General features: G+C 65.9%; 24 protein-coding genes. 11 read left to right on the top strand and 13 right to left on the bottom strand.

Annotated features, from left to right (window positions below; genetic code table 11):
- Positions 1-131: 131 nt before the first annotated feature.
- From G5A46_RS15165 to G5A46_RS15150, 4 genes are read left to right on the top strand one after another with little or no spacing between them, the layout of a single operon-like run.
- Positions 132-1,187, top strand: a complete 1,056-nt coding sequence (locus tag G5A46_RS15165) for a cobalt-precorrin-5B (C(1))-methyltransferase (protein WP_163850701.1) — start codon at positions 132-134, stop codon at positions 1,185-1,187.
- Positions 1,184-1,933, top strand: coding sequence for a cobalt-precorrin-6A reductase (locus G5A46_RS15160; protein WP_163850699.1), 750 nt, complete (start codon positions 1,184-1,186; stop codon positions 1,931-1,933). The genes G5A46_RS15165 and G5A46_RS15160 overlap by 4 nt, the downstream gene beginning before the upstream one ends.
- Entirely contained in the window at positions 1,926-2,552 is a 627-nt protein-coding gene (locus G5A46_RS15155; protein ID WP_163850697.1) for a DNA-3-methyladenine glycosylase family protein, read from the top strand. Before G5A46_RS15160 ends, G5A46_RS15155 begins: the two co-directional genes overlap by 8 nt.
- Positions 2,549-3,214: an alpha/beta hydrolase gene (locus G5A46_RS15150; RefSeq protein ID WP_163850695.1), complete on the top strand. Its 666-nt coding sequence runs from the start codon at positions 2,549-2,551 to the stop codon at positions 3,212-3,214. Before G5A46_RS15155 ends, G5A46_RS15150 begins: the two co-directional genes overlap by 4 nt.
- 65 nt (positions 3,215-3,279) lie before the next feature.
- Here G5A46_RS15150 and G5A46_RS15145 read toward each other — a convergent pair whose 3' ends face one another.
- Complete coding sequence (locus tag G5A46_RS15145) at positions 3,280-3,723, bottom strand: VOC family protein (protein WP_163850694.1); 444 nt, start codon at positions 3,721-3,723, stop codon at positions 3,280-3,282.
- Between the two features lie 230 nt (positions 3,724-3,953).
- Between G5A46_RS15145 and G5A46_RS15140 the strand changes: the two genes are divergently transcribed.
- Positions 3,954-4,538 (top strand): HNH endonuclease, encoded by a 585-nt coding sequence (locus G5A46_RS15140; protein WP_163850692.1) that lies wholly within the window; start codon positions 3,954-3,956, stop codon positions 4,536-4,538.
- Positions 4,539-4,789: 251 nt separating this feature from the next.
- Here the strand turns inward: G5A46_RS15140 and G5A46_RS15135 are convergent, their stop codons facing one another.
- The 4 genes from G5A46_RS15135 to G5A46_RS15120 all read right to left on the bottom strand — a co-directional run bounded on the left by G5A46_RS15135 (position 4,790) and on the right by G5A46_RS15120 (position 8,242).
- Positions 4,790-5,296, bottom strand: a complete 507-nt coding sequence (locus tag G5A46_RS15135) for a bactofilin family protein (RefSeq protein WP_163850689.1) — start codon at positions 5,294-5,296, stop codon at positions 4,790-4,792.
- Positions 5,286-6,650, bottom strand: a complete 1,365-nt coding sequence (locus G5A46_RS15130; RefSeq protein ID WP_204318767.1) for a M23 family metallopeptidase — start codon at positions 6,648-6,650, stop codon at positions 5,286-5,288. Before G5A46_RS15130 ends, G5A46_RS15135 begins: the two co-directional genes overlap by 11 nt.
- 258 nt (positions 6,651-6,908) lie before the next feature.
- Positions 6,909-7,721 carry a ferritin-like domain-containing protein gene (locus G5A46_RS15125; RefSeq protein ID WP_163850688.1) on the bottom strand — a complete coding sequence of 271 codons (813 nt, stop codon included), beginning with the start codon at positions 7,719-7,721 and terminating at the stop codon, positions 6,909-6,911.
- Between the two features lie 44 nt (positions 7,722-7,765).
- Complete coding sequence (locus G5A46_RS15120) at positions 7,766-8,242, bottom strand: peroxiredoxin (protein WP_239520967.1); 477 nt, start codon at positions 8,240-8,242, stop codon at positions 7,766-7,768.
- Positions 8,243-8,350: 108 nt separating this feature from the next.
- Here G5A46_RS15120 and G5A46_RS15115 point away from each other — a divergent pair, with 108 nt between their 5' ends.
- Positions 8,351-11,779, top strand: coding sequence for an AsmA-like C-terminal region-containing protein (locus tag G5A46_RS15115; protein ID WP_163850686.1), 3,429 nt, complete (start codon positions 8,351-8,353; stop codon positions 11,777-11,779).
- A gap of 11 nt (positions 11,780-11,790) precedes the next feature.
- Here G5A46_RS15115 and sctU read toward each other — a convergent pair whose 3' ends face one another.
- From sctU to G5A46_RS15075, 8 genes are all read right to left on the bottom strand, one after another.
- Entirely contained in the window at positions 11,791-12,921 is a 1,131-nt protein-coding gene (gene sctU, locus G5A46_RS15110) for a type III secretion system export apparatus subunit SctU (RefSeq protein ID WP_163850684.1), read from the bottom strand.
- 71 nt (positions 12,922-12,992) lie between these two features.
- On the bottom strand, positions 12,993-14,315 hold the full coding sequence (locus G5A46_RS15105; RefSeq protein WP_163850682.1) for a hypothetical protein: 1,323 nt from the start codon (positions 14,313-14,315) through the stop codon (positions 12,993-12,995).
- A gap of 21 nt (positions 14,316-14,336) precedes the next feature.
- Positions 14,337-14,792 carry a type III secretion system chaperone gene (locus tag G5A46_RS15100; RefSeq protein ID WP_163850681.1) on the bottom strand — a complete coding sequence of 152 codons (456 nt, stop codon included), beginning with the start codon at positions 14,790-14,792 and terminating at the stop codon, positions 14,337-14,339.
- 60 nt (positions 14,793-14,852) lie between these two features.
- Complete coding sequence (locus G5A46_RS15095; protein ID WP_163850679.1) at positions 14,853-15,302, bottom strand: type III secretion system chaperone; 450 nt, start codon at positions 15,300-15,302, stop codon at positions 14,853-14,855.
- 16 nt (positions 15,303-15,318) lie between these two features.
- The gene (locus G5A46_RS15090) at positions 15,319-16,953 is read right to left on the bottom strand and encodes a hypothetical protein (RefSeq protein WP_163850677.1); all 1,635 of its coding nucleotides are present in this window, start codon (positions 16,951-16,953) and stop codon (positions 15,319-15,321) included.
- Between the two features lie 3 nt (positions 16,954-16,956).
- On the bottom strand, positions 16,957-18,837 hold the full coding sequence (locus G5A46_RS15085; protein WP_163850675.1) for a hypothetical protein: 1,881 nt from the start codon (positions 18,835-18,837) through the stop codon (positions 16,957-16,959).
- A gap of 11 nt (positions 18,838-18,848) precedes the next feature.
- On the bottom strand, positions 18,849-19,457 hold the full coding sequence (locus G5A46_RS15080) for a hypothetical protein (protein WP_163850673.1): 609 nt from the start codon (positions 19,455-19,457) through the stop codon (positions 18,849-18,851).
- Between the two features lie 5 nt (positions 19,458-19,462).
- Entirely contained in the window at positions 19,463-20,614 is a 1,152-nt protein-coding gene (locus G5A46_RS15075) for a hypothetical protein (protein ID WP_163850671.1), read from the bottom strand.
- Between the two features lie 160 nt (positions 20,615-20,774).
- On the opposite strand from G5A46_RS15075, the gene G5A46_RS15070 reads away from it, so the two are divergent.
- From G5A46_RS15070 to G5A46_RS15050, 5 genes are all read left to right on the top strand, one after another.
- Positions 20,775-21,473 carry a Crp/Fnr family transcriptional regulator gene (locus G5A46_RS15070; protein WP_163850669.1) on the top strand — a complete coding sequence of 233 codons (699 nt, stop codon included), beginning with the start codon at positions 20,775-20,777 and terminating at the stop codon, positions 21,471-21,473.
- 107 nt (positions 21,474-21,580) lie between these two features.
- Positions 21,581-21,805, top strand: coding sequence for a hypothetical protein (locus G5A46_RS15065; RefSeq protein ID WP_163850667.1), 225 nt, complete (start codon positions 21,581-21,583; stop codon positions 21,803-21,805).
- Positions 21,805-22,134, top strand: a complete 330-nt coding sequence (locus tag G5A46_RS15060; protein ID WP_163850665.1) for an EscF/YscF/HrpA family type III secretion system needle major subunit — start codon at positions 21,805-21,807, stop codon at positions 22,132-22,134. The genes G5A46_RS15065 and G5A46_RS15060 overlap by 1 nt, the downstream gene beginning before the upstream one ends.
- Before the next feature lie 73 nt (positions 22,135-22,207).
- Complete coding sequence (locus G5A46_RS15055) at positions 22,208-22,669, top strand: tetratricopeptide repeat protein (protein ID WP_163850663.1); 462 nt, start codon at positions 22,208-22,210, stop codon at positions 22,667-22,669.
- Positions 22,666-23,439 (top strand): hypothetical protein, encoded by a 774-nt coding sequence (locus tag G5A46_RS15050; protein WP_163850661.1) that lies wholly within the window; start codon positions 22,666-22,668, stop codon positions 23,437-23,439. The genes G5A46_RS15055 and G5A46_RS15050 overlap by 4 nt, the downstream gene beginning before the upstream one ends.
- The last annotated feature ends 73 nt before the right edge of the window (positions 23,440-23,512 follow it).

The raw sequence follows: 23,512 nt of genomic DNA, 5'->3' as shown, positions 1-23,512 counted from the left end.
GGAATTCCATCTTTTGGGAAATACTCTTGGTGTAGGTGGAATACCGTTCACCCTCGCGTCCCCCGTCGGACAGCGTCCAACCCCTGCCTTTTCCCATGGCGCCCGCCGCCCGCGCAGGTAAGATCGCGGGGATGAGCCGCAGCACTGAAACACCGCAGACCGAACAGCCGTCACTGCGCCGGGGATGGACCACCGGCGCCTGTGCTGCTGCGGCACTCAGGGCGGCGTTGATGATCCTCTGGGGGGAGGGGCGGCCCGAGCGGGTGCGCATTACCTTGCCGCGCGGCGAACGTCCGGTCTTTGCCGTGGCGGAAGGGGCAGGCGGCGACAATTGGGCGCAAGCCGGGGTGATCAAGGATGCGGGCGACGATCCCGACGTGACCCATGGCGCGCTGATCCGGGTCCGGGTGGAGCCGGCGTCGGCCCTGTGTTTCGCAGCCGGTCCGGGGGTCGGCACGGTGACCAGACCCGGATTGCCCATCCCGCCGGGAGAGCCGGCGATCAACCCCGTCCCCCGCCAGATGATGCGCGACACGGTGGCGGAGATGGCGGACCGGCTGGGTCGTGATCCGGCCCTGCGCATCACCGTTTCGGTTCGCGACGGCGCGGCGCTGGCGGCAAAGACCTGGAACCCCCGATTGGGTATCCTGGGCGGGCTGTCGATCCTGGGCACCACCGGGATCGTGCGTCCTTTCTCCTGCGCGGCCTGGATCGCCTCCATCCACCGGGGGGTGGATGTGGCCCGGGCTACGGGGCTCACCCATGTGGCGGGCTGCACCGGGGCGACATCGGAACGGGTGGTGCAGGGGCTTCATGGGTTGCCGGATCAGGCGATGCTGGACATGGGCGATTTCGTCGGCGGGCTGGTGAAATACCTGGGTCGCCACCCGGTGGCACGGCTGACCATTGGCGGCGGCATTGGCAAGATGACCAAGTTGGCGCAGGGGGCCGTCGATCTGCATTCCGGCCGCAGCCAGGTCGACTTCGCGGCACTGGCGCAGGTGCTGGGCCGGGCAGAGGTGGCGCGGATGAATACCGCGCTGGAAGTCTTTGAAACTGTTGGCGAACCCATGGCTGTCTGGGTGGCGCAACAGGCGGTGGCCAGGCTGCGCGCGCGGCTGCCGGAGGGGATCGCCGTGGATGTCGTGGTGATCGACCGCGCCGGCCAGATCCTGGCGCGCGCATGACGCTGCTGATCCTGGGCGGCACGGCAGAGGCTCGCGCTCTGGCAGGGAGGCTGGCGGAGCAGGGACCGCCAGCAATCCTGTCGCTGGCCGGGGCCACACGCCATCCGGCGCCGCAAGGCCTGCCCACGCGGCACGGTGGCTTTGGCGGGGCGGCGGGGTTTCGCGACTACCTGCGCGCACAGGATATCAGCGCCGTGGTGGATGCCACTCATCCCTTCGCCGCGCGGATCACCGCGCGCACGGGGGCTGTCTGCGCGGCGGTGGGCCTGCCCTATTGCCGCCTGTCGCGCCCGGCCTGGGAACCCGGCCCCGGCGATCACTGGACCGGGATCGCGGCGGAGGAAGAGGCTGCCCGCCATATCCCCGCCGGAGCGCATGTCTTTCTGGCGACGGGGCGGCAGGGGGTGGCGCGCTTTGCCAATCTGGCGGGGCGGCGGGTGACCTGCCGGGTGCTGGATCCGGCCCGCGCACCGTTCCCCTTTGCCGGCGGTCGCTACATGGTGGCTCATCCGCCCTTCACCGTGGCGGATGAGGCGGCCCTGTTCACCTTGATCGGCGTCGATTGGCTGGTGGTGAAGAACGCGGGCGGCTCGGCCAGTCGACCAAAACTGGACGCCGCGCGGCAGCTGGGCCTGCCGGTCCTGATGCTGCGCCGCCCGCCCGATCCCGCCACTGGCGCACGGGTCGCGGATGTGGCCGGGGCGCTGGACTGGATCGTGGCGCAAGGCAGGGCACCCCATGGTTGAGATCGACAGCCCCGCCCGCCTTGCCGAGGGCATGGCCTGGCTGGCCGCGCAGGATGCCGGGCTGGCTCGTGCCATCGCCGCCGCGGACGAACCGCCGCCGTTGCGCCGCAGGCCGCAGGGCTTTGCCACGCTGTTGCAGGCGATCGTGGGGCAACAGGTCTCGACCGCCAGCGCGGCGGCGATCTGGGCGCGGGTGGAGGCGGCGGGCCTGCTGACCCCCGGCGCCGTTCTGCGCGCGGGGGAGGACGGGCTGCGCCGCTGCGGGTTTTCCCGGCCCAAGATCCGCTATGCCCTGGGTGTGGCGGCGGCAGGGCTGGACTACGCCGCGCTGGCCGGACTGCCCGACGACGCAGCCATCGCCCGTCTTGTCGCCCTGCCGGGGATCGGCCGCTGGACGGCGGAGATCTACGCCCTGACGGCCCTGGGCCGGGCGGATGTGTTCCCGGCGGGCGATCTGGCCTTGCAGGAGGCCGCCCGCCTCCTTTACGGCTGGGACGCGCGCCCGCGCGAGGCCGAATTCCGGCAGATCGCGACCGCATGGTCCCCCTGGCGGGGGGTGGCGGCGCGGGTGTTGTGGCAATATTACCGTTTGGCCAAGGGCAGAGAGGGCATGACATGACACGGGTTCTGAAAGCGGAACGCAGGGAGCCGCAATCGGGCGATTTGCGCTCCATCGTCGTCTTTCTGCACGGCTATGGCGCCAATGGCGCCGATCTGCTGGGGCTGGCCGACGTGCTGGGCGAACACCTGCCCGACACGCTGTTCGTGGCGCCCGATGCGCCCGAACAGATCCCCGGCGCGCCGTTCGGCTATCAATGGTTCCCGATCCCCTGGCTGGATGGCTCCTCGGAGGAGGAGGCGGAGCGCGGCATGATGCAGGCGACGCAGGATCTGGACGCCTTTCTGGATGCGCTGATGGTGGACGAGGACGTGCTGCCCGAACAGGTGGTCCTGTTCGGCTTCTCCCAGGGCACGATGATGTCCCTGCATGTCGCCCCCCGGCGCGAGGACGAGGTGGCGGGCATTGTCGGCTTCTCGGGCCGGTTGATGAAGCCGGAGTTGCTGGAGGACGAGGTGATCAGCCGCCCACCCGTGCTTCTGGTGCATGGCGATCAGGATGATGTGGTCCCGCCGCAAAGTCTGCCGCAGACGGCGGAGGCGCTGCAAGGCGCGGGTTGGAAGGAAGTCTATGCCCATGTCATGAAGGGCACCGCCCATGGCATCGCGCCCGACGGGCTGTCCGTGGCGCTGGCCTTCATGCGGGACAAGCTGGGGTTGTGATCCCGGCGAGCTGACGGGCGGGATTGGGAGTTGCGGCAGGGGGCCGACCGTTGCGTTGGCCCTGCTCAGCCCCCGGTGCTGTCGTTGAACCACAGCCGTGGTTCCGCCATCTCCAGAGAATTGCCGGCAGGGTCGCGGAAATAGATCGACCGGGCGCCATTGGGCCAGGTGAAATCGGCCTCCACAGCCTGGCCGGCGGCGGCCAGGCGGCGCGCCCATTGATCCATCTGTTCCGGCGTGGCGGAGAAGCACAGGTGCCCCTGGCCGCGTGCGCCGTGGGTTGGCACCGGGAGGTCGGGATTGCCCGACGGTTCCACGGTGCGCGCAGGGTTGAAAATCAGCAGCACCATGTCCCCGACACGGTAGAAGACATGCCGCCCCGCGACGCGGGCGATCTGCGTCAGACCCAGAACGCCGCCGTAAAACGCCTCTGCCGCGTCCAGGTCGGGGGCGTAGAGTGCGGCCTCCAGCAGGCCGGTGAGGGGCGGGGGGGTGTCGGTTTCGCGCATGAGGCCAGCCTAACGTGGATTGCCGGCGCTGCCACCCCCCCGCCACTGCCATTCCCCTGATGCTGCCTGTCATTTGCGCGTTACGTGCTGGGGATATCTCTGGCCGGGCAACTGCATATCGTGGGGCTTGCCCCGCGCGGGCCGCGATATATAGTCAATGCAGAAGCTGGGGCGGGGTGTCCCGCTCTGGTGCCGAACGACGGGCAGACAGGGCGAGGATCGAGTCGCAGATGGACGGAGACTTCAGAACCGAATTCGTGCGGGAACCGGCGGCGTTGAAACAGCACCCGGCCTTGGTGCTGAACGCGGATTACCGGCCGCTTTCCTATTATCCCCTCAGCCTCTGGCCCTGGCAGGAGGCGGTCAAGGCGGCCTGGCTGCACCGGGTCGATATCGTGGCGGAATACGATCACGTGGTCCGAAGCCCCAGTACGGAGATCAGGATCCCCTCCGTCGTTGTCCTGAAAGATTATGTCAAACCTCAGAAGCGCGTGGCCTTCACGCGCTTCAATCTTTTTCTGAGGGACGAATTTTCCTGTCAGTATTGCGGTGCGCGTGGCGATCTGACCTTTGATCACGTCGTGCCCCGCGCGGCGGGCGGAATCACGAGTTGGGAAAACGTGGTAGCGGCCTGTTCGCCCTGCAACCTGCGCAAGGGGTCGAAAAGCCTGCGCCGCGCCGGGATGCACCTGCGCAAATCGCCCCGCCCGCCAGCGGCGGAAGAGCTGCGCAACATGGGGCGCCGCTTTCCACCCAATTACCTGCACGACAGCTGGCTGGACTTTCTTTACTGGGATGCCGAGCTGGAAGCCTGACCTGATTGCCTGGCCTGTGGTCCCGAAAAGGGGCCGCCTGACCCGGCCCCGGGGCGCGCAACGGGCAGCCTGCCGGTGCGTGCAGGACAGGGCGCGCACCGCGCTTGTTCTGGTGCCAGGGGCCGTTGCCCGGCCATCCGGCCGGCCCTGGAGATTACCGCCCAAACCCGCATCAGCCAATACCGGCAAACGCAAACCCCCCGGTGCGGGGCGCCGCACCGGGGGGTGTCATCCTTGCGATGGGGGTCGGGTCAGCTGCTGACCTTGGCCGTCGCGGTGGCGGTGGTGGCATTGCCACCCTTGCCGCTGCTCAGCGGATCGTCCTGACGCTGAACGGAGCCTTCGAAATGGGCGCCACTCTCTATGGCGATGGTCTTGTGGATGATGTCCCCTTCGACCCGCGCGGTAGAGGTCAGGCGGACCTTCAGGCCGCGGACCCGGCCGACGATCCGGCCGTTGATGACGACGTCGTCGGCGGTGATTTCGCCGCGAATGGTCGCGCCTTCGCCAACGGTCAGGAGATGGGCGCGGATATCACCCTCGACAGTGCCTTCCACCTGGACGTCGCCAGTGGTTTTGACATTGCCGGTGATATGAAGATCAGAGGACAACACGGACGCTGGCGGCTTCGCTTTGGGCGCGGTCGGCTTGTACTCACCACCGGTCGCGGGTTTCGGGGACGGAGCTTCGGAGCTCGGCGACGGGCCGGTATCCGAGGTCTTGGGGCCGGGCTCGTTGATTTTGCTCTTAGAAAACATTGTTCGCAGCCTTGATGTAGGTCATGGGATTCACGGCCTTTCCGCCAACGCGCACTTCGTAGTGCAGATGCGGGCCGGTCACGCGTCCGGATGCTCCCATATCACCGATCCGATCCCCGCGCGAGACCCTTTGTCCGACCTTGACGGAAATGCGCGACATATGGGCATAGCGGGTTTCGATGCCGAACTCGTGCTTGATCTTGACCAGGCGGCCATAGCCCGAGGACCAGCCGGCATGGACGACCTTGCCGTCGGCGGTGGAGTAGAGCGGCGTGCCGACCGGTCCGGCCATGTCGATGCCGGAATGCATCCGGCGGCCGCCGGTCTTGGGGTCACGGCGATTGCCGAAAGGCGACGTGAAACGATAGGCGCTTTTCACCGGGGTGGCAAAGGGGGCCTTGGCCGCCGCGATCCGATAGAGGTTCAGCTGGTCCATCTGGTCCAGGATCGCATTGGCGCGGGCGGCGTCAGGCGACAGGTCTTCGCCCATCGTGGACAGGGAAATCGGCGTCAGCGGGCCGCCCTGGCCGGAATAGCCGCGCTTGACCTGGTTGATGATGTTGTCGGTATCCATGCCGGCGGCGCGGAACATCTTGTGCAGCGGCGCGACGGAGACGGTCATCGCCTCTTCGAGCTGGCGGAAGATGGCGTCGTTCTGCTCTTCCATAAGGGCGATCTGGGTTGCCATCTCGTCGGCATGAAGCAGCGCATCCTGCGCATCGGTGGAAATCTTGTCGCGCTCGCGGGCGGTATCGGCCAGCGCGGCGGTCAGGATGCCCATCGTCGCCTCGGCGGATTGGCTGCGCGCGGCGGCGGTGACGGCGCCGGACCCGTCGCCGGCCTCGCCTTGCAGACGCGCGATCTCGGTCTCGGCGGCGGTGCGTTCCTTCATGGTGCGGCGCAAGGTGGTCTGGATCACGCCAATCCCGGTTTCCAATTCGCGGCGCCGGTTTTCCGAGCGCAGCAATTCGGTCTGCATGACCGAAATCCGTTCCAGCGCGGTGTTGAACCGGGTCTGCGCGGCCAGGGCCTCTTCGGCGCGGGCGTCACGCTCGTCCGCCATGGCGTTCAGCCGTTCCTGGAATGTCTGCTGGTCGCGTTTGGCCTGCTCCCGGAAATTGCCGGAGCCGATGGAATCCATCAGCAGGATGGCCGTGGCGATGATGGCCCAGGCGACGATGGCGGCGCCACCGGCAAATGCCACCAATTGTGTCGCCGGACGCAGGCGAATGAATCGCGTGTCCGTTTCCGAACGCAGGAAAAGCCGACGTTCCGGAAAATGCCGCTCCAATAGAGCATGCAGGCGGATAGTGAACCCTTTCTTCACCTCAAGAAGCCCCTCTGTTCCCTTCATCGCGCCCGTATTCTGGTCCCCACCGTCGGACGTCCCGAATGTGTTACCGGCTGTGTGGAATCGGGGCAACACTTTTGACCAAACTTGCCCGCCCGGCTGGGGGAATCTCGCCGAATTGGCGGAAAATCGCCGAAAAATGTGCGGAAATTTCGAGGGTTAACGGACCACTGTACATTGCCGGGCCCCGGCACCGTAGTGGATCATCCGCCTGTGGATACCATACCTAGTTGGGCCGTCAGTGTTACACTGGCGCGGCCCTCATTTCCCGGCCAGCGGCCAGTAGAAATCGGGCGGCAGGCCGGCCTCGGCGCGTTTTTCCTCGTTGAAGGGCGGTTTCAGGGGGCCGTGGAAATAGCGCTGCACCAATTCGTGAAACAATGGCTTGGGATCCTGCTCATTTCGTCCGCACAGGTAATGAAACCACTTTGAGCCATAGGCGACGTGGCCGACCTCCTCTGCGTAGATGACGTTCAAGGCGGCAACGGCATCGTCCAGGCCTGCCCTTGAAAAAATCTCGATCATGCCGGGGGTCACGTCCAGCCCGCGTGCCTCCAGCACCATGGGCACCACGGCCAGCCGGCCCATGATGTCCTGCGCCGTGTCCTCGGCCGCGCGCCACATGCCGGCATGGGCCGGCAGGGCACCGTAATGGCTGCCCATCGCTTCAAGACAGTCGCACATCAGGTTGAAATGCCTGGATTCCTCGTCCGCGGCTTTCACCCAGTCGTCATAATAGCCCGCCGGCATGGCGATATCGCCGAACCGGGCGATCAGATCCCAGTGCAGGTCGACGGCGTTCAGTTCGATATGCGCGACGGCGTGCAGGATCGCCAGCTGCCCCTGCGGCGATCCCGGTCGGCGGCGCGGCACATCGCGCGGGTTCAGCAGCTCGGGCCGTTCCGGACGGGCCGGGCGGGGCGGCGGGCAGGCGCGGCCCACCGGGATCGGCGTGGCACCCGGTTCGCGCGAGGCCCGCCAGCGCGCGGCATGGGCATGGCTGAGCGCGGTCTTCGCCCGACCGTCGGCGGTGGTCAGAACCTCCACCGCCATCTGTGCAAGGGTGGTCGTCATCGGTCTCTCCGGTATTCGGACAGGTGGGGACAAAGGGGGCGGGGTCAGAGCGCGCGCAGCGCCTCCAGAACCTCCGCCGCGTGGCCGGCGACCTTCACCTTGTCCCAGCTGCGGGCGACGGTGCCATCCGCCGCGATCAGGAAGGTCGCGCGGGTGATGCCCATGAAAGTCTTGCCGTACATCTTCTTTTCGCGCCAGACGCCGTAGCGTTCGCAGACATCGCTGTCGGCATCCGACAACAGGATGGTGCGCAGCCCGTGCTTGTCCCGGAATTTGCCATGCTTGGCCAGGCTGTCCTTGCTGACGCCAAGGATACGGGCCCCGGCGGCGGTGAAGTCATCGCTCAGCTCCGTGAAATCGCGGTTCTCGGTGGTGCAGCCGGGTGTATCATCGCGCGGATAGAAGAACAGGACAACCGGCGCGCCCCGCAGCGCCGACAGGGTGATGGGGTCGCCATCGTCCCGGGGCAGGGTGAAATCCGGCGCGGTTTCGCCGGCGGAGGGCATCACGGGGTCGGTCATGTCGCGGCCTTTCTTGCGGGGACCATTCGGGTTTCATATTAGTCCTCAACGGCGAAGATGAAAGCGCCGGATCCCATCCGTCCGCCGCATCCGCCCGGAGGCCCTCGCGTGACCACAGACAGGACCAAGGACAGCGCCCCCGGCGCCGCCACGCCGGACCCCGCGCCAGCGTCGCCGGACGCCGTGCGGCCCGGCCCTGGCGCGCCCGCCCCGGTGCCGGAAGGGGCCGCCGCCAGACGACGGCGCGGGGGGTGGTGGCGCGGTCTGCGCGCCCTGGGTTGGGCCTGTGCGATCGGCGTGCTGCTGCTGGCGCTGAGCCTGGGGGCGCTGTTCGCCACGCTGACGGCGCTGGATTGGGAGGTCACGGTACCCGAATGGGCCGCAGAGCGGGTGGAGGCGCGGCTGAACACCTCCCTGCCGGGATACCAGGTCGATTTCCGCGATTTGTCCATCCGGCTGGAAGACCGCTGGGTGCCGCGGCTGGCGCTGCGCGACGTCGATCTGCGCGCGACGACCGGCCCGATGCGCCTGATCCTGGCCGATGTCGAAGGCACGCTGGCGCTGCGCCCGGCGCTGCGCGGGCAGTTGCAACCGCAGGCGATCTATATCAACGGCGTGCACCTGCGCTTGCGTCGGGATGCGGCGGGGCAGTTCGATCTGGCCGCCGTGGATGATGCCGCGCCCGGCGGGTTGGCCGCCGAGGGGCGCGAGCTGGGCGAGGTGATGGCCCAGCTGGACACCCTGCTGGAGCGGCCCGAAATGCGCGCCCTGCGCCGGATCGAGGGGCGCGCCCTGACCGTGCGCTATGAAGACGCCCGCGCGGGCCGGGGCTGGACCATGGACGGCGGCCGCGTCGTGCTGGCCCGCGACGGTGACGACCTGCGGCTGCGCGCCGACCTGGCACTGTTGGCCGGGCGCGCCTATGCCACAGTGATCGATGCCAGCTATGCAACCCGGATCGGCGATGCGGCGGGCAGCTTTGCCATGTCGTTCCGCGACGCCCCCGCCGCCGACCTGGCGACGCAATCCGCCGCGCTGGCCTGGCTGTCGGTGCTGGATGCGCCGCTGTCGGGCTCGCTTCGGGTGGCGGTGGATTCCGCCGGGCGGCTGGGTCCGCTGAACGCCGCCTTGCAGATCGGCGCGGGCGCGATCCAGCCGCGCAGCGAGACGGCGCCGATCCCCTTTGATGCCGTGTCGGCCTATTTCACCTTTGATCCCGACAGCGCCATGCTGCGGTTCAGCGAATTGTCCCTCGCCTCCCGTTGGGTCGCGTTGCAGGGCGAGGGGGTGGTGCAATTGACCGACCTTGCCGCCGGGATGCCCACCGGCATGGTCGGTCAGTTCAGTCTCAGCGAGGTGTCGACCAATCCCGGTGATGTCTACGCCGCCCCGATCACATTGTCGGGCGCACGCATGGACATGCGGATGGAGCTGGACCCCTTTCGCCTGACCATCGGGGAGCTCAGCCTGGGCCTGGCGGGCGACACGGCGGTGTTCAGCGGCGATTTCCTGGCCCGCGCGGAGGGCTGGGACGTCACGCTGGAGGGGCGGATGGGCCGGATCGGGGCGGAGGACGTCCTGACCCTGTGGCCTGCCGGAGTGGCGTCCAAGACCCGCGACTGGATCTCGCGCAATGTGTTGCAGGCGCGGTTGCATGACTTGCAGCTGGGTCTGCGCTCCTTGCCCGGCAGTCGGCCGGAGGGGATGCTGGGCTTTGAGTTCTCCCGCTTTACCGGGACGTTCATGGAAACGATGCCGCCGATCCGCAACGGGCATGGCCACGCCACGCTGCTGCGGGACCGGTTCGTGGTCACCGCCGATGGCGGCGAGGTCACGGCCCCCGATGGCGGGGTTGCCCAGATCGCGGGCACCAGTTTCATCGTGCCCGATGTGCGTATCAAGAAGGGACCGGCACAGATCCGCCTGGCACTGGATGCGCCGATTCCGGCGGTGCTGTCCCTTCTGGATCAGGAGCCGTTCCGCATCATGACCAAGGCGGGGCGCCCGACCGACCTGGCGACGGGCCGGGCGCAGGCGCGCGGCGTGATCGACCTGCGGCTGGTCAAGGGCCTGCCCCCGGAGGAGATCGCCTTTGATTTCGCCGGTACGGTCAGCGATGTGGCCAGCACGCAGATCGTCCCCGGACGCACACTGACCGCCGCGCGGCTTTCCGTCACAGCCAATGCGCAGCAGGTCCAGCTGTCCGGGCGCGGAAAGCTGGGGCGCGTCGCCTTCGATGGCAGCTGGACCGCGCCGCTGCGCCCGGGTGGTGGGGGGGGCGCCGACGCAGAAGCCGCCCCGGAAGGCCGCAGCGAGGTCAGCGCCGATATCACGCTGTCCAATGCGTTCATGGAGGAATTCCGCATCGCCCTGCCAGACGACGCGGTGTCCGGCACGGGGCGCGCCCGGCTGCGGGTCGCGCTGGAAAAAGGCCAGGAACCGGAGTTCCGCCTGACCTCAGACCTGGCGGGGATCGGGCTGCGGCTGGATGCGCTGGACTGGGCGATGAGCCGCGCCGCCACCGGCACGCTGGAGATCGGCGGCCGGCTGGGCACGCCCCCGTCCGTGGATCGCCTGCGGATCGAGGCGCCGGGGCTGCTGGCCCAGGGAGCATTGTCGCTGTCTGACGATGGCAGCCTGCAACGGGCGGAGTTCTCCCGTGTGCGGGTCGGCGGCTGGCTGGACGGTCCCGTCACCCTGACCGGGCGCGGCCCGGGCGTGCCTGCGGCTGCCACGGTACAGGGCGGCACCGTCGATCTGCGTCAGGCGGAATTCGCGGGATCCGGCGCGGGGGGCGGCCCGGTGGCGCTGCGGCTCGACCGCTTGCAGATCACCGACGGGCTGCACCTTGAGGGGTTCCGCGGCGATTTCACCACCGCCGGTGGCATGTCGGGGCAGTTCACCGGCCGGTTGAACGGCGGGCCTGTCGTCTCGGGCCAGTTGGTGCCGCGCGACGGGGGCAGCGTGGTGCGGGTACAGGCGGACAACGCGGGCGCGGTCTTTGCGGCGACGGATCTGCTGAAACAGGCGCGTGGCGGATCGCTGGACCTGACGCTGGTGCCGACCGGGGGGCGGAAAGGCGTCTACGACGGCCGCCTGAACGTCGCCGATATCGCCATCCAGGACGCCCCGGCCATGGCAGGCCTGCTGTCGGCGATCAGCGTCGTCGGCCTGCTGGAGCAGATGACCAGCGGCGGCATCGTCTTCAACGACGTGGATGCGGCGTTCCGCCTGACGCCCGATCGGCTGATCCTCACCGAAAGCAGCGCGGTCGGCGCATCCATGGGGTTGTCGATGGACGGCTACTACGATTTCGCGCAGGGGGCGATGGACATGCAAGGCGTGATCTCGCCGCTATACCTGCTGAACGGGATCGGCCAGATCCTCACCCGCAAGGGGGAGGGGCTGATCGGCTTCAACTTCACCCTGACCGGCGCCGCCGGCAAGCCGCGCGTCGCGGTCAACCCGCTGTCGCTGCTGACCCCCGGCATGTTCCGCGAGATCTTCCGCCGTCCCGCGCCCCGACTGGACCAGTAGCGCCGCCGCGCTCAGCTCGCTGGTGCGCGGCTGGGCCGGTGATCGCCGCGTTCCATGTCGATGTCGCCACGCTCCAGCCGTCCAGCATAAAGCCCGTCCTCGTGACGGGCCACCCAGGCGAGGATCTCGGCGATGACGTCGAACAGCTCATCGGGGACGAAATCCCCCGGCACAGTTTCCGCGAACAGGTGCCGGGCCAGTGGCGGATTGCGAAAGATCGGGACGCCGGCGCGCTCTGCCTCGGCGCGCATCTCGTGGGCCATGGCGTTGCGGCCGCGCGCGGTGATCATCGGCAACGGCGTGTCGTCCTTGCGATAGCGGATGGAGACGGCGAAATGCGTCGGGTTCACCACCAGCGCGGTGGCCTTGCCGGCCTGCTTGGGTGCATCGCCCATCAGGATTTCCTGCGCGAACTGCTTGCGTTGGCCCTTCACGATGGGGTCGCCCTCGGATTCCTTGTATTCGCGCTTCACCTCGTCCTTGCTCATCATCAGGCTCTTGGTGTGAGAGTGGCGCTGGTAGACAAAATCGAACCCCGCCACGATGACAAAGGCCAACGCGGAGAAGGCCAGCACCTTGATCATCATCGAATTCGTCACCGTCGCCAGGCAGGGCAGCCCGCAATTGATCGCCGAGACATAGGGCCCGATTGCATCGCGGATGACGATATACAGCAGCAGCGACAGGAACAGGATCTTGAAGATGGATTTCAACAGCTCCACCACCTGTTTCATCGAGAAGATGCGCTTGAACCCCTTGCCGATGGAGATCTTTTCCAGCTTGGGCTGAATGGATTGAAAGGAGAACAGGCTGCCCACCTGCACGTAGTTCGCCGCGATCCCCAGGAACAGGGTCACGCCGATCACCGGCAACATCAGCGTGACGCCGGTTTCCCAGGCGATGGCGATCCCGGTATGCAAGGTCGTGGTGCCGGGATTGGCGGCCAGCATCGCCACCTGATCCATCAACGCCACCAGCCGGGCCCATATGAAATCGCCCGTGGCCATGATCACGGCGATGGTTCCGAACAGCGAAATCGTCGTGACCACCTCCTGAGAGCGCGCGACCTGACCCTTTTGCCGGGCATCGCGCTCTTTCTTCGGGGTCGGCTGTTCGGTCTTTTCGCCGGAGGACTGGCTCATCTGGCGGCCCTTTCAGCCGGCCGCGCCCCGCTGGTATCGGAGGCGCGGCGCAAGGGAACGGTCAGGCCGGGTCAGTCGACCTGCGGCATGCCGTAGGCGGTGTAGACGGCGACCAGCATCTGCTGCACGTCGTCGACCAGTTGGTTGAACGCCTCCTGGATCGCCACCGGCCGATCGCCGGCATACTTTTCCAGGTAGCCTTCGTTCCCGTTAGCTGCCGCTTGATAGAGCTTCAGCACATCCATCATCGCGAGATCCGCGCCGTCGCCGGTCTTGTTCATGGCGATGTCGATCGCCAGCGGGCCAGCAAATTCGCGAAGGTTGATGTCGTTGTAATGGGTGAGGATGGCTTGCTGACGGTCTTCATCCGACAATCCGGGAGCGTCGAAATCCCGGATAGTGAGGGCATCCTCACTCAGAGCATCGGTATAGGCCGGGTTCGCGTCCAGCGCTGCGCCGATGAAATGCGGGCTGTCCATATCAAGAAAAGCCTGGGCCATTTCAGCGGTCTTCTCGAAAAATGCCAGCACTTGATCGTCGGACAGTGCCTCGCCCTCGATCCTGGGCGGAGGGCTCCCCTCTACGAATTGGTCATATTTGGGCAGATCGGCGTAGAACTGAGCCATTTCGCCCAATTTGCCATCGGTATAGCCTTTGCCAACCTGGAGGAAGTCATCCTTGTTCGCCGTCTCGCCCAACAATTTCGAATGCGGGGAATTGCCACGCATGAAGCTACCAAGCGGGTTGCCATCCATGGTCAGTGCTTCCAGATGCGGTTCCAGCGCCTCCCGGCGCATCGCCGCCGGGTCCAGCGCGTCCAGGAAACTGTCACGGAGCGCCAGGACATCCTGTGGCGCGTCATCCGGGATCTGCGCCAGCATCTGGGTGAGCGCTGCGCGGTTCTCTCCCATCGGCATCTTCGCCGGGTGGCCCGCGAACTTCGTTCCGTTGGCCGCCGCTTCGACGGAACCGTCTGCGTTGTCCAGGATCTGTTGCAGCGCGGTCTGCATCTGTTCAGGCGTGCCACGGGTGGCGATGTCGGTCAGCTGCTTGGGCGCGTTGCCCATGGTGGCTTCTGCATTGGGCTGCCAGGGCTGACCCTGCGCCTGTCGGGGGGGGGGATTGAGCAACGCCTTGATGCTGTTGCCGATCGCCTTGAAACCGTTGCCGATGGCCTTGAAGAAATTGCCGATTTTGCGGCCCAGCTCCTTCAGGCCGCCGCCGCCGCGGCGGGGGGCATCGTCGGCTTCGACCATCACGGTATTATCGTCTCCGATGCTGATCGTGGCCAGGTCTTCGAAACGGGCGGTCTGGACGCCGGCGTTGGTCTCCGTCTGCGTCTGCCCCTGGATCGTGTTGGTGGGAGGAAGGCTCCCCGGACCAATCTTGCTCATGTTTGCAACCTTTCCTGTGGGTCAGACCCGAATGACGGTCTCTTGCGATGTGGCGAGCGCGGCCTGTCGGCTGGCCCGGTCCTTCGCATCCAGACGGGCCAGATCGGCGACACCGTCGGTCAGCCAATAGGCGGCAAAGACGAGGAATTCGCCCAGCCGCTCCTCCAGCGCCGCGGCATCCAGCGGACCGGGGTCGAAGCGGTCCAGCAGAAGGGCGGTGGTGTTTTCCAGCGCCAGCCGGCCATGGCCGCTGCCCGTACCGAAGAGATTTGCCTCCAAAAGGCCGCGCATCAGGTCCGGCCCGGTGACAGCCACGTCGGGAAGGCGGCAGCGCAACGCGATACTGTCCGCGTATTCCTGCACCTCCACCGGGACGTCGTGGTCGATGTTGAAGGTGAAATTTCCGTCGTCATCGAGAATGAGCGACGTCATTCCCGCAAGAACGATAATCTGGTCTGCCGCGTCGGATGGTGTCATGTGTCGGCCTTCTGTATTGACTCAACTTGCCTGCCCTCGGGCCTGCGAGACGAAGATCCCTCAGATGCGGATCATGTCTGCGATGGCCTGCTCGGACGGACGGCTGTCCTGGTGCGACAGGTTTCCGGCGCCGGAGTTTTCACAGGCCGCGACCGCATGGACGAAATCGTCCAGCACCGTCTTCAACCCGGCCGGGTCAAACTGGGTGACAGCCACTCTCCGTCCCAGCACCGTGCCGCCCGTTTCCGGATCGAGTGAGATCCGTTCCGGGCCGTCGTGCGTGGCGTTCCAGGAGAGAAGCGCCCTAGCCTGTTCGGCGCCAACCGAACCGCCAGACAAGGTTAGCCGGGATGACAGTTCCAGTTGTGTTTCGTTCATCACATGCAGGTTGACGTTCAACAGATTGCCGACACGGATCGCGGCCGTGTCTTCGGCATCGGTGTTCAGCACGGGCACGCCAATAAGATCGGCGATCGATTGAAGGGCCTCGCGGCAATCCTTGAGCATCATAATGTCTCCTTCTTTATCAATAGGTTATGGCGCGAAGAATGTCCGCCATCTTGTTCAGCGCATTGCTGGCCATGTCGTAGTGGCGGTTTTTCTGACGGTTCAGCGCGTTGATCTCATCCATCTTCAGCTGGGTGTCCTGGTTGATCAGTTTCGTCGCCTCCGCGATGTTGACGGCCAGGGTGTCCCAGGTGGATTTCGTGTAACTTTCGAAGCCGGTGCCGCTGACGATCCGTTCCGTGGGCCTGGTCAGGCTCTGCAAGGTCTCGATCGGGTGATAGGTGTTGGCGGCATAGGTGGGCGGCCCGCCGGTGGCGGAGGCGACGCTGTCGAACATGGCGATGGCCCGGCGCTCTGCCTCGGTGAAGTCCGACAGGCTGGAATAGGCATTGGTGCCGGCGTCGTAATTCGCGCCCTTCAGGCCCAGTTCCTCCGGGTCTTCGCTGTCGTCGCCTTCTTCGCTGGCGGCCAGCTTGACCGGGTCATAGGCCTGCAACGTGGTGTTCAGCAGCCGCTGAAAGGCGGTGTAGGAGGACAGCAGCGAATTGTACTGGTTGAGCTCCTCCGACAGCACGCGGGCCAGGTTCTCGTTGCGGTAGTTCTGGAAGGTCTGCAACAGGAAGGTCATGGTCGGCGTGTCCAGTCGCTTGCCCTCGAACGTGCCGGTGCGCGAGATCTCCTGCGAGTTGCGCTGAAGCCCCAGCAGGGTCAGTTCGGCACCGATGAGCAGTCCCGCCGCCGCATCGATGGAGGCCAGCTCATCGTCGGAATTCGTGGCATGGGCATAACCGGAATAGGCCGCGTCAGAATGGACATCGACCGGGCGGGTGACGGTCTTCAACGCATCCACCCGCTCGAACCTTTCGAACAGTGCCGCATTCTGCTGCAACAACGTGTCGGCGTGAAAAATCGCCATGCCGTCCAGCTGTTCCTGCAGGATCTGCAACTGCTCGATGAACAGGTAGTGGTAATGGGTCTCACGCCGGGCGGGATCGGCGGCGAAATAATCCTCGGGCGTGGTGCCCGTGGGAACGGGCAGGAACCCCGGTGTCGCCGCAATGCTGTCGATGCTGGTCTGTAGCACCGCCTTCAGCCCCTCCCGCGCGGAATGGGCGGTGGCGGTGCCGCCTGCGGGATCCAGATCGAAGGGCACGGCAATCAGGCTGGCAAAGGCGGGCAGGGTGGACAGCGCGCGCTGATCCGCCAGCGGCAGGGCTGCGATATCCGCGAATTGCAGGTCGTTGACGGTGATCACCTCGCGTCCATCGGCGCTGAGCAGGATGTGCAGGTTCTGTGCGGGATCGGTGGCCGTGCCGATCGTGGCATGAGTGACCGGCAGGCTGCCGTCCCCGTCGTTGCGCAACTCCTGCGTGCCATGCAGGCGCAGGTATTCCAGCTGGTGCGCGGAATGCCAATTGGTGAAATCCTCGATCGCGGGGTTCGCAAAATTGGCCGGCTGGATAGGCAGGCTATGGGTCTCGCCATCGAAGTAGGGGAACAGGCTGCGCGCGTCGTCGAGCAGCGCAGGGTTGATCTGATCCGCATCCGGCGTGTCCAACAAGTTGACATAGGGGATATCCAGCGCGTCGCCCGGCGTGGGCCGCAGGACCGGCACGGCAGGGGATTGTCCTGAGCTGTTCCAGTAATCCGACATGGATCAGATCCGTCCGATGGTCATCAGCATGTCGTTCATCTTGCGCAGCGCGTTGTTGCCCAGCTCGAAATGACGGTTCTGCGCCTTGGAGGCGTTCTCGATCTCGTTCTGCTTGATCTGATTGCGCTGGTTCAGCAGCGTCACCGTATCCGCCAGTTGGGTGGAGAACTGCTCCCAATACCCCTTGCGTTCAAGAACCAGCGACCCGACGCCTTCGTCGGTCTCGTCCAGGAATTTCTGCTTGGGCCGTTCCAGCCCGTCATACAGCACCTCGATCGGGTGTTCCTCGTTGAAATATTCACCGAAGGAATCGCCGCTGAACATCATGATGACGTTCATTTCCTGCTGCGACAGGAAGACATATTCCGTTTCGCGATTGTCCAGATGATCGGTCCAGTAGCCGCGCGCGCCGTTGTCTGTCCAGTCGTTGTGAATCGCCTCCTCGTCATCGCGATGCCACCCGGAGGCCGACCCGTAGACGCCGGTCAGCAGCGCCAGCGGATAGCGCGCGGTATCCTCGTGGCGCAGGCTGTTCTTGGTGCCGGGAAGGGTATAGGAATATGTGCTGCTGGCTGTTTGCTGGGTGCCGTCGTTGTTGGTGCCATAATAGTCGAACTTGGTCCCCAGATCGTAGCCGTTCAGCGTCTGGTCGGTATTGACGCCGCCATCGGCGCGCCCGCCGAGGTTCATGAACCGCCGTTCCTCCTCGGGTTTTGAGAAGTCGTAGAACTTCAGTTGTTCGTTCACCAGCCGCTGCATGATCCCGTAATCCTGCAACAGCTTGTGCAGCTGGCGAATTTCCTCGGTGCCGCTGTCTGCGATCCCTTCGGCCTGACCCTGGTAGAGAAGTTGCAGCCGAAAGATCAGGTTCGGCACGTCAAGCTTGGGATCGTTGCGCAGGCTGGTGCTGGTAATCGCTTCCCGCCTGTTCATCATGGTGAGAATGGCGCGTTCGGCGCGCATGAACTCCAGGTAACCGGAATCGACCGAGTTCAGCTTGCCGGTCGTGGAGGGGCCTTCCGAATTGTAGGACCAGAACTGCCCGAAGGGAGAGCCGTTGGTGTTGTCCAGGTCATCGGTGAACCGCAGCGTGTATTCGCGGGCATGGTCCACAGTGTTGTAATTCAGCTCCTTGATCGGCTCCGCCTTGCGCGGGTTGCGGAACGCCTTGGCGCGTTCGAACCGTTCCTGGATCTCGGCGACCTCCTGAAGGACGGTGTCCTGTGCCACCAGCCCGCCACTATTCACACGGCGGGTCAGCAGGTCCAGCTGATCGGTGAATACCTTGGCGTCGGCGGTGGGCATGTTGCGGTAGGGTTGCGAGAATTCACTGGTCGCGGCATTGATCGCATCGCGCAGCGCGGTGATTCCGGCCAGCACCGCCGTGGTGCTGGAGGCCAGGCCCAGGCGCTCGGCCACGCCAAGGCTGATCAGTTCGGCCTGGAACGCCGTTTTGTCGGCCTCGGGCAACATCGCGTAATCGGACAGCGTCAGTGCCATCAGGTTGACAGGGGTCGCGCCGTCGGAGGACAGCCTGAAATACGCGACTGTCTGCCCGCCCGAGGAGAAATTGGCCGCGCGGCCCGTGCCCCCGTTGTGCAGCCATTGCGCCTGGTGTGCGGAATGCCAGTTCAGGAAATCGTCCAGCGGCGGCGGGGTCTGCGCGAAATTGGCAGGCAGGTCGCCCGGCAGCACGTTGGAGACCCCATCGAAATGCGGATAGACGAAGCGCGCGGCTTCCGTGTAGGCGGTCGAAATGGCGCCCTGGGCATTCCCCGGAATGTGGGTCTGTGCCGCATCGTGCGTGTCGTAATAGGGGGGCTGCCCCATCACCGGCTGGGCGGGGGTCTGGTTCGACGTGGTCCAGTAGCTTTCGTCGGCCATGGCGGCTTCCCTTACAATCTCAACACGCTGCGGCGGCGTGGGGGGGGGCTGTCCGGTGCGGTGTCTTCGGGCGCGTCGGCATCGGCGGGCGAGGTGGTCGTTTCAGGGGGCGACGCCGGTTTCCCGGCGGGCGAGGGCGGCAGGTCGGGCAGGGCAAAATCGCTTCCCGAGGGGCCGAAGGCGGCCGCCATGCGTGTCGCCTCGCTGGAGGAGGGGGCGGACTGGCGCAGGCGCGGCCTATCCGGGTCGGGCTGTGCCTTGCCCTCCGCCGCGGCCTTCATCGCGGCGTGAAACGCCAGCTTGCCGCTGATGTATTCGGCCAGCGCATCGGTCCGCAGGTCGAATATTTCCAGGTCGGGCGCCCGCAGCATCCGGGCGACGCGTTGCTCGGCCTCCGCATCGCCGCGGATGAACGGGTGTTCGGCCAGCCGCGTGGCCAGCGTCGCCACCTGCCGGAACAGGGTCTGCCAATCCTCCGGCCGGGTGCGATTGCGCTCACGCTCCGCATCGGCGAGGCGCCGGCCCAGCTGGTTGATCTGCGCCTCTGTCTCGCGCAGGTTCGCCTCATCGTCGCGCATATCGCTCCGTTCGGAAGCGGGCTCCTCCTGGGGGGTGGGCATGGCATTCATACTGCCAGCCGCATCCGGGCAGAGCCGTCGCGAAATCCCGAGGCCGGTCCCGCCAACGTCCCGGTATCGGCATTGGCCAGCCCGCCGAGAGTGTCCAGAAGCGCCGACATTCCACCGACAAAGGCCAGCGCCAGGTTCGTCCCCGAGCCGGCATCGCCGCTGGCCATGCGTGACAGGATGCGCAGGTCGTTCATGTCCAGCCCCAGATCGGCCAGGGCGGTCTGAGATTCCTCGATCCGTTCACCGAAATTGTCCACGATACTGTCGGTTTCGCCCGATTCCCGCGCCGCCTCTCCCTTGGTCAGGGCCAGCACGGCGCTGAAGAACGGCAGGAAGGCGCGAACCAGGACATTCAGCAGGTCGACCATCGCGGTGATGGTGCGTTCGCTGGCGGCGATGGAGTCCTCGGCCTCGGCCTTCAGTTCGGCCAGCTTCTCCAACCGGGCGTTGATCGGGGCCAATTCCGCTTCCAGCTCACCGATGCGATTGCTGCCTGCGGTGATCTCGCCCTGCTTGGCGGTAATCGCCGCTTCCAGGGGGCCGAGCGCGGCCTGCAACTGCGATCTCCGCGCTTCCAGCGCGGGGCGGTCCTCGGGGTCGGCGACGGCGATCTGGGCGGTCAGCATGTCGATATCGCGCAGCAGCGCCACGCGGTCGCTGTTCAGCGACACCAGCTGGCCCTGATCGCTGACCAGCTCTGCCGAGACGGATGCCAACTCTGCCTCCAGCGGGGCCTTCTGTGCGACCAGCTCGGCGGTTTCCGCATCGTAGCCGGCGATTTTCTTCTGCTGTGCGCGGATGTTGTCGCTGTTCGCCTCGATCACTCCACCAACGCCGAACAGCCGGCCGATGACACTGGCAGCGCGGGCCAGTTCGGTGCGGCGGGCGGCGGATTCGGCCAGTTTCCGGTTGTCGTCGCCCTCGTTCCGGGTTTCGCCCAGCTTGGCCGCGATCTCCGCAAAGATCGCCTCCAGGTCGCCGAAATTGCCCGGCGCGGCCAGGCCCAGAGCCAGGGCCGGCCCCACTCCGGAGAAGGATTGCGTGTAAAGCGGCGGCGCTCCGGTGGCGCCGCTTGTCGCGGTGCCGGGGGTGGGGCCGCCCAGCGGTGTGGGCGTCGGTGACGGTGACGTCGGGCCGATGGTCGTCATGGCCAAAGCTCCTGCATCAAGGTGCCGGTTGACCCTAAACCCGCTCCATCATTCGGAATGTGCCAAAAAGCACCGTATGAATTGACACGCAATTGACGTAACGTAGTGAAATAGACAGTACCGAAGACATTTCAGAACGTGCGCCGCGAGGATTGGGATCGTGAACCTTCCGACCAAGTTCAGCCAAGTCGATCTGGCGTTCATGACGCCGGAAGTTCTGGATTTTGCCGACCGGTATAGCCGGACCGTGACGCTGCCGGGCAATTCCATCGTCTATTTTCAGGATGATCCGACCGATCAGGTGTTCTTTGTGCTGCGCGGCTATGTCCGGCTGTCCTACATCACCGAGGACGGGCTGGTGACGCTGCATTCCATCGTCCCGCCCGGCCGTTCCTTCGGAGAGGCGGGCGCCTTCGAAGGATTCGGCTATTGCGACACGGCCTCCACCGTGGGGGAGACGGAGCTGATCGCCCTGGGCACCTCCTGGCGGCACGATACCGGCGCTGCGGCGCAGGCGCTGCGATACGAACTGGCCAAGCTGATCGCCCGCCGGCATCGCGATCAGGTGGAATTCACTCGCGCACTCTATCGTCCGAACCTGACACTACGGCTGTCGCACTCGCTGTTGCGACTGCTGGACCTGCTGGGCAACGAGATCCGCTACAAGGGTCGGCTGGTGCAATGTCTGGGCCCCGTGGTCACGCAACGCGATCTCGGCTCCATGGCGCGGGGCACGCGGGAGAATGTCAACAAGGCGCTGCGGCGGTGGGCCCGCGAAGAGATCATCACGCTCGAAGATCGGCACATCATCATTCTGGATCGCGACCGGCTGGAAAAAGTCGCGCTCGCCGCAGGCTAAGCAGGGCGCGGATCCGTTGCGCGGCGCGGTGGGTGTGTCGGATGTCATACGGGCACGGGTCGCTTCGGCATAACAATCAATCATCACTACGGCCGGGAAGGTGCACGATGTTCGGGTTTTCCGATCTGGAAGAACGACTGATGTCAAAGGACGGCGCGACCGTCCTGACCGATACGCTTGCCCGACTGGACACCATGCGGGGGGAGGTTCAGGCCGCCCTCGACACGGGGTTGTCCCCCGGTGATCACGATGCGGCTGAACGCCTGCTTGCGGCGTTGAATGCCTCCGGCCGGATCATGCGCGATACGTCTTACAAAAAGGGACTGACCTGATGGCGGAGACTTCAACCTATCTCAATATCGCGGGCTTCAGCGAAACCGGCCCCGCGCCGGGCACCGTCGGCGCCTTTCGCGACAGCACGGTGTTTCGCGAACGCGACGGGTTCGACCTGATCTGGCGGCAGGAATTCCTGCAAACCCAGATCGCGGGCATCGAAGACGATATCCGCCTGATCGAACAGAACGCCAACCTGTCGGATACGGAAAAGATGTATGCGATGCAGATGGCGATGAACACCTGGTCGGCGGTGACGAACCTGCGAACCAACGTGATCAAAAGCGTGTCCGACACGCTGAAAGCCATCGTCCGGAACGTCGCCTGAGGCGGCGCAATTCGGGCTGACCCTGTCGAGGCGTCTCGCCGCACTGGCGGGACGTGTCGGGGAAAGGCAAGAGATGGCCGACGATGGAATGGACCCGGTCTCTGCCGGTTCAGGGCTGCCTGTGGTCCTGCCGCGCTTGTCGCGGCGGGAACGGGACTACATCCTTCTCGACATTTACGTGCGGATGCAGCACGGCCGCTACGAAGAGGCCAGGCGCCTGATCGACGGGCTGCTGGCGCTGGATCAGGAAACCCCCGACATCCTGCTGGCACGGGCCATCGTGCAGGCCATGCTGGGGGAGGACGAAGCCGTCCTGGACACCATACGCCATCTGGAACGGATCGACCCGGCCGAGATCGTCTCGGGCCGGGCACCGGGTGAAAAGGTGCGGGTGCGGTCTTTTCTCAAGGCGCGGGCGAAATTCGCCCTGACCGGCGCGCTGGATGAAGATGCCCGCGCCGCGCTGGATTTCTACATGCGGCAGGGCGGGCGCCGTGCGGCGCGGGCCGTGGCGCGGAAAGGCAGGTCAGGATGATCCATGCGGCGCGTATCCGCTTTGCCGTGCTGGGGCTGGCGCTGCTGCCGGGGATTGCTTTGGCTGATGCCCCCGCCCGGATGACCCCGGCCGATCCCATGGTCCTGCGCTTCTACGAGGGGCGCTGCCAGATGAAGATGCTGGTCCCGCCCAGATACAAGCGCGTCAAGAGCCGCCAGCTGGTTCAGGCGGGCGAGGTGGTCGAAACCTACAAGCCTCCCGTCACCGCCGAGGTGGTGCACCGCGTGCTGGTCGCGCCGGAGCGGGTGGAATATCGGGTGCAGCCCGCGCGGTGGAAATTGGTCAAGGACCGCGTGCTGGTCCGTGCGGCAGAGGTCAAGGAAATCGTGCTGCCCGCCGAATATGCCTACAAGACCCGGCGTCGGTTGATCGCCCCCGGTGTCCGCACGGACAAGCCCGTCACCGTGGACGGCGAGAAGAAGGTGATCCGCCTGACCACCGCCCCCCTCTACGAGACCGAACGCGTGCTGGTGCAGGTCACGCCCGAACGCCGCATCTCCAGGACGATCCCGGCGCAATACCGGATCGAGGAACGGCGCGTGATGGTCACGCCCGAACGTCGTGAAAAGGTGGTGATCCCCGCGCGCTACAAGGAAGTGATCAACCGGGTCGAAGTCGACGCCCCACAGGTCACGCGCCGCAAGATCCCGCAGCGCCACGAGGTGAAATACCAGAACGTCCTGGTCAAGCCGGCCCATTTCGTCTGGATGGATGTCCCGTCGGGCTGTGCCACGGTTCCCAAGGGGTAGCGCAACACCCGCACCGCAACCGACCCCGGCGCGAGTAAACATCGACAGCCTGCTGACGCCCGTCCGGTCCCGC

The organism is Pseudooceanicola aestuarii, assembly GCF_010614805.1.
In the GTDB taxonomy this organism is placed as follows: domain Bacteria; phylum Pseudomonadota; class Alphaproteobacteria; order Rhodobacterales; family Rhodobacteraceae; genus Pseudooceanicola; species Pseudooceanicola aestuarii.
Note: the sequence above shows the minus strand (reverse complement) of the source record. Positions and strands in the feature narration are given on the sequence as shown.